The organism is Microbacterium sp., from assembly GCF_036277215.1.
GTDB lineage: Bacteria > Actinomycetota > Actinomycetes > Actinomycetales > Microbacteriaceae > Microbacterium.
Genome location: NZ_DASUNI010000006.1, coordinates 1 through 4,410, shown reverse-complemented (window position 1 = coordinate 4,410; position 4,410 = coordinate 1). Strand labels below are relative to the sequence as shown.

The 4,410-nt window shown below is 68.6% G+C and carries 4 protein-coding genes; all 4 read left to right on the top strand.

The features are described from left to right. The first annotated feature begins 109 nt into the window (after positions 1-109). Genes VFX99_RS00370 through VFX99_RS00355 form a run of 4 tightly spaced genes read left to right on the top strand, consistent with a single transcriptional unit; the run spans position 110 to position 4,288 of the window. Positions 110-1,246 carry an FAD-dependent monooxygenase gene (locus tag VFX99_RS00370; RefSeq protein ID WP_329664337.1) on the top strand — a complete coding sequence of 379 codons (1,137 nt, stop codon included), beginning with the start codon at positions 110-112 and terminating at the stop codon, positions 1,244-1,246. Next, the gene (locus VFX99_RS00365; RefSeq protein ID WP_329664336.1) at positions 1,243-2,277 is read left to right on the top strand and encodes an amidohydrolase family protein; all 1,035 of its coding nucleotides are present in this window, start codon (positions 1,243-1,245) and stop codon (positions 2,275-2,277) included. The genes VFX99_RS00370 and VFX99_RS00365 overlap by 4 nt, the downstream gene beginning before the upstream one ends. Continuing rightward, a complete protein-coding gene (locus VFX99_RS00360; RefSeq protein WP_329664335.1) occupies positions 2,274-3,356 on the top strand; it encodes a fumarylacetoacetate hydrolase family protein in 1,083 nt (360 codons plus the stop codon). The genes VFX99_RS00365 and VFX99_RS00360 overlap by 4 nt, the downstream gene beginning before the upstream one ends. After that, positions 3,353-4,288 (top strand): VOC family protein, encoded by a 936-nt coding sequence (locus tag VFX99_RS00355; protein ID WP_329664334.1) that lies wholly within the window; start codon positions 3,353-3,355, stop codon positions 4,286-4,288. Before VFX99_RS00360 ends, VFX99_RS00355 begins: the two co-directional genes overlap by 4 nt. Positions 4,289-4,410: the final 122 nt, after the last annotated feature.

Here is a 4,410-nt window from a genome sequence, read left to right as displayed (position 1 = left end):
TCCTGCTTTCCGCCGCGCCGCTGCCCATCACGGGTGCGGTCGGCTCACCCATCAATCCCGTCGCGATCCTGTAGATCCGACAGCAGTACGAGAACAGGGAGGTTCTGACATGACCGCAGTCCAGAAGGTCGCCATCGCCGGAAGCGGTGTCGCGGGGCTGGCCGCCGCCATCCAGCTCGCCAAGGCGGGCGTTGAGGTCGACTTGTATGAGGCCAAGCCCGAGCTGAGCGCCCTGGGATCCGGCATCTCGTTGCAGGGAAACGCGTTCCGCGTGTTCGACGCGCTCGGAGCGTGGGAGGACATCAGGGACGCGGGGTTCGCGTTCGAGGGACTCAACCTGCGCGCGCCGGGCCCGGATGCGCCGATCGTCGCGCAACTCCCGGACGCCAAGTCGGGCGGCCCCGACTACCCCGCATCGATGGGAATCCCTCGGGCGGCTCTCGCACAGATCCTGCTTGAGCACGCTGAGCGAGCCGGTGCCCGCGTGCACTTCGGCAAGAAGATCACCGGCGTAGACGCGCGCGCGAACGACGCGGTCGAGGTCTATGTCGACGACGAGTCGGCCGGGGAGTATGACCTGCTGATCGGCGCCGACGGCCTCAACTCGGCTGTGCGCGACCTCATCGGAATCGAGACGAAGCCGGAACCGACCGGGATGGGCATCTGGCGCACGTTCGTCTCACGACCGGCCGAGGTGGAGCGCACGGAACTGTACTACGGCGGCCCGGTCTACATCGCCGGCTACACGCCCACAGGCGAGGACACCATGTACGCCTTCCTCGTGGAGAAGGCGGAGGACCGGTTCGGCACCTCGGACGAGGAGGCGACCCGCATCATGCTCGAGGAGTCGCGCGCCTACGGTGGTCCATGGAATTCGATCCGCGCGGACCTGGAAGGCGGCGCCCGCGCCAACTACACCTGGTTCACGCAGCACCTCGTCGACACCCCGTGGAACCGTGGTCGCGTCGCGCTCATCGGGGATGCCGCGCACAGCTGCCCTCCGACCATCGCGCAGGGCGCAGCCCAGGGTCTCGAGGACGCCTTCGTGCTCACAGAACTGCTGACGAAGCGGAATGCCGTCGACGAGACGCTGTGGGACGAGTTCCACGCTCGCCGCGTTCCGCGCGTCAAGACCGTCGTAGAGGCATCCGTCCAACTCGGACAGTGGCAGATCGAGGGCAACCGCGACGCCGACACCGGCGGGCTGTTCGCTGCCGTCGCCAGAAGGATGGCGGAGCCCGTATGAGCGACGTCCTCGGACCCACCCGCATCGCGGTCACCGACGTCCACGCGCACGTCCTGTTGCCTGCGCTGCAGGCCGAGGTGGAGCGCCGCGCGCCCGACGGCGTCCGCGAAGCGGCCGAACTGGAGCTGAAGCGCAACGGCGCGGAGAGCCTGAAGGTCTCGGGCCCGATGGTGGGCGCGCGCATCCCGAAGCTCACGGACGTGAGCGTCCGCCTTGCCGAGATGGACGCGCAGGGCGTCGACCGGCAGTGGGTCAGCGCCTCACCGAACCACTTCTACCCCTGGGCGCCGGAAGGGCTCGCGGTGTGGATCGCGAACGAGGCCAACCGGCAGGTCGCCGCGCACGTCTCCCAGGCGCCCGACCGCCTGACAGGTCTCGGGCTCGTTCCGCTGCAGCATCCCGAACGCGTGGTGGAGTGCCTCGACGACGCCGTGCTCGGACGCGGTCTCGCCGGCGTCGAGATCTCGTCCTTCGCCGGCGACGTGGAGCTCTCCGACCCCCGGCTCGAACCATTCTGGGCGCGTGCGGCCGAGCTGCGTGCGGTGGTGTTCCTCCACCCCTTCGGATGCAGCCTCGACGAGCGTCTCGACCGGTTCTACCTGTCGAACACCGTGGGCCAGCCCGCCGAGAACGCGGTCGCCCTCTCGCACCTGATCTTCGCCGGCGTACTCGACCGGCATCCCGGTCTCAAGATCGTCGCCGCGCACGGCGGTGGCTACCTGCCGACCGCGATCGGCCGCTCCGATCGCGCGTGGCACGTGCGGCCGGAAGCGCACCGGTGCGAGCACGAGCCCTCGACGTACCTGCGCAAGATCTGGTTCGACACGGTGGTGCACGACCCGCACGCCCTGCGCACCCTCGTCGAGGTGGCGGGCGGATCGCAGGTCGTGCTCGGCAGCGATTATCCGTTCGACATGGGCCTGGACGACCCGGTTTCGCTGGTGCGCGGCGCGGGCCTGCCGGCCGAGCTGACCGAGCGCATTCTCGGGGGCAACGCCGACGCGCTGCTGGAGACCCTGGTGCGAGCATGAGGATCGCCCGCTGGGAGTACCCGGTCGTTGAGCGAGGGACGCTTCGACTCGCTGACGCTCGCTCGGCGCAGGTCTCCGCGACCGAGACGAAACGTATCGGCGAAGGTTTCGTCGTCGACGATCACGTGGTCCCGTTCGCCGACGGGATGAGCGTCGCCGACGTACTGGCGCGGGGACTGTCCGCCATCGACGAGGCGTTTCGTCTCGCTTCGCTCGCTCAACGACCCGAGGATCGCATCGCACTGACCGACGTGCAGCTGCTCGCCCCCCTCGTCCCTGCCGCGATCCGCGACTTCGTCGCCTTCGAGGAGCACGTCGAAGGCGTCAGCGCCGGTGTCGAGGGCAAGAGCGAGGTCGTGCCCGAGTGGTACCAGGCGCCGACCTTCTACTTCACCAATCCGCACACCGTCCTCGGCCCCGGCGAGCCGGTGCGGCCCCCGGTGACCGAGCGTCTCGACTTCGAGCTCGAGCTCGCTGTGGTGATCGGCGGTGTCGCCGGGTCCGACGGTGCGAACCTGGCACCGGATGCCGCGGCATCCCACATCTTCGGCTACACGATCATGAACGACTGGTCGGCCCGCGACCTGCAGGCGCGTGAGATGAAGGTGCGACTCGGCCCGGCGAAGGGCAAGGACTTCGGCACCACACTCGGCCCCTGGATCGTGACGGCCGATGAGCTCGCGCCTTTCCTCGACGAGGACGGGTTCCTCGCGGTGCGGGCAGAGGTGTTCGTCAACGACGCCCTGATCGGCGAGGATCTCGTCTCGAACATGGGCTGGCCGTTCCCCGAGATCGTCGCGTACGCCGCGCGCAACTCGAAAGTGGTCCCCGGCGATGTGCTCGGATCGGGAACCGTCGGAAACGGCGGCTGCCTGGGCGAGCTGTGGGGGAGGGCCGGCGGTCTCACGCCGCCGCCCCTGGCCGAGGGTGATGAAGTGCGCATGATCGTCGAGGGCATCGGCGAACTCGTCGCGCGTGTGGGCGCCGCCGTTCCGGCGCCGGAGCTGCCGGCCGCACGCCCGCGGCCGCGGACGCGATCGCGCGGCCCGGCACCCGTGAACAAGGAGATCAGGATATGACCGAGCGACTCGTATCGCACCTTCGCTACGCCGCGCTGGCGGTGCCGAACTTCGAGGAGGAGCGCAGCTTCTTCACGAAGTTCTGGGGCCTCACCGAAGTGCACGCCGAGGAGGGACTGAGCTACCTCGCAGCCGAGGGCTCGACCGAGCCCTTCATCCTGCGGCTCCGGTCGGACGACAAGCGCATCGACCTCGTCGGCTTCGCCGTCGCGGATCGCGACGACGTCCACGCGCTCGCCGACAAGCTGCGCTCCGACGGCGTGCAGTTCGTGCAGGACCCGCAAGAGCTCACCGGGTTCGGCGGAGGCTACGGGTTCCGGGTCTTCGACGGCGACGGGCGGGTACTGGAGTTCTCGACCGGCTACCAGACCCGCGAGGCGCGCAAGATCCGCGAACGCGAGCCCATTCCGTCCAAGCTGTCGCACGTCGTGTTCAACTCCGCCAACCTGAATCAGTCGGCGCAGTGGTACATCGATCACCTCGACTTCTCGATCTCGGACTCGCTCACCCGACCCGACGGCACCGACATGATGCACTTCATGCGCTGCAACGCCACACACCACTCGGTCGCGATCGCGATGGGTCCGCACCATTCGCTGCACCACCTCTCGTTCGAGATGCGCGGCATCGAGGAGTGGATGCGCGGCTCCGGCAAGATCCTCCGTTCGGGTGCGCGAATGATCTGGGGGCCCGGCCGGCACAACGCCGGCGACAACACGTTCGCCTACTTCCTGGACCCGGCCGGCAACACGATCGAGTACACGACCGAGCTCGCCGTGATCGACGAGGACACCTGGAGCCCGCACCGCCTGAACATCAAGGAAGTGTCCAACCAGGATCAGTGGGGAACGGCGCAGGAGATGAGCGAACTGATCGCGCGCGAATCGTTCAACGACATCGACAAGGGCCTGTTCGTCGCGCCTCCGGTGTGACGGGCCGGCGCGCAGGAGGGTCACGGAGATGAGACGCATCCATTTCGCCGCCGACTCGGGCGGTTATGAGCTGGGCCGTGCGCTGCAGGCACGCGCCGAGGCGGCGGGCCACGAGGTCGTGT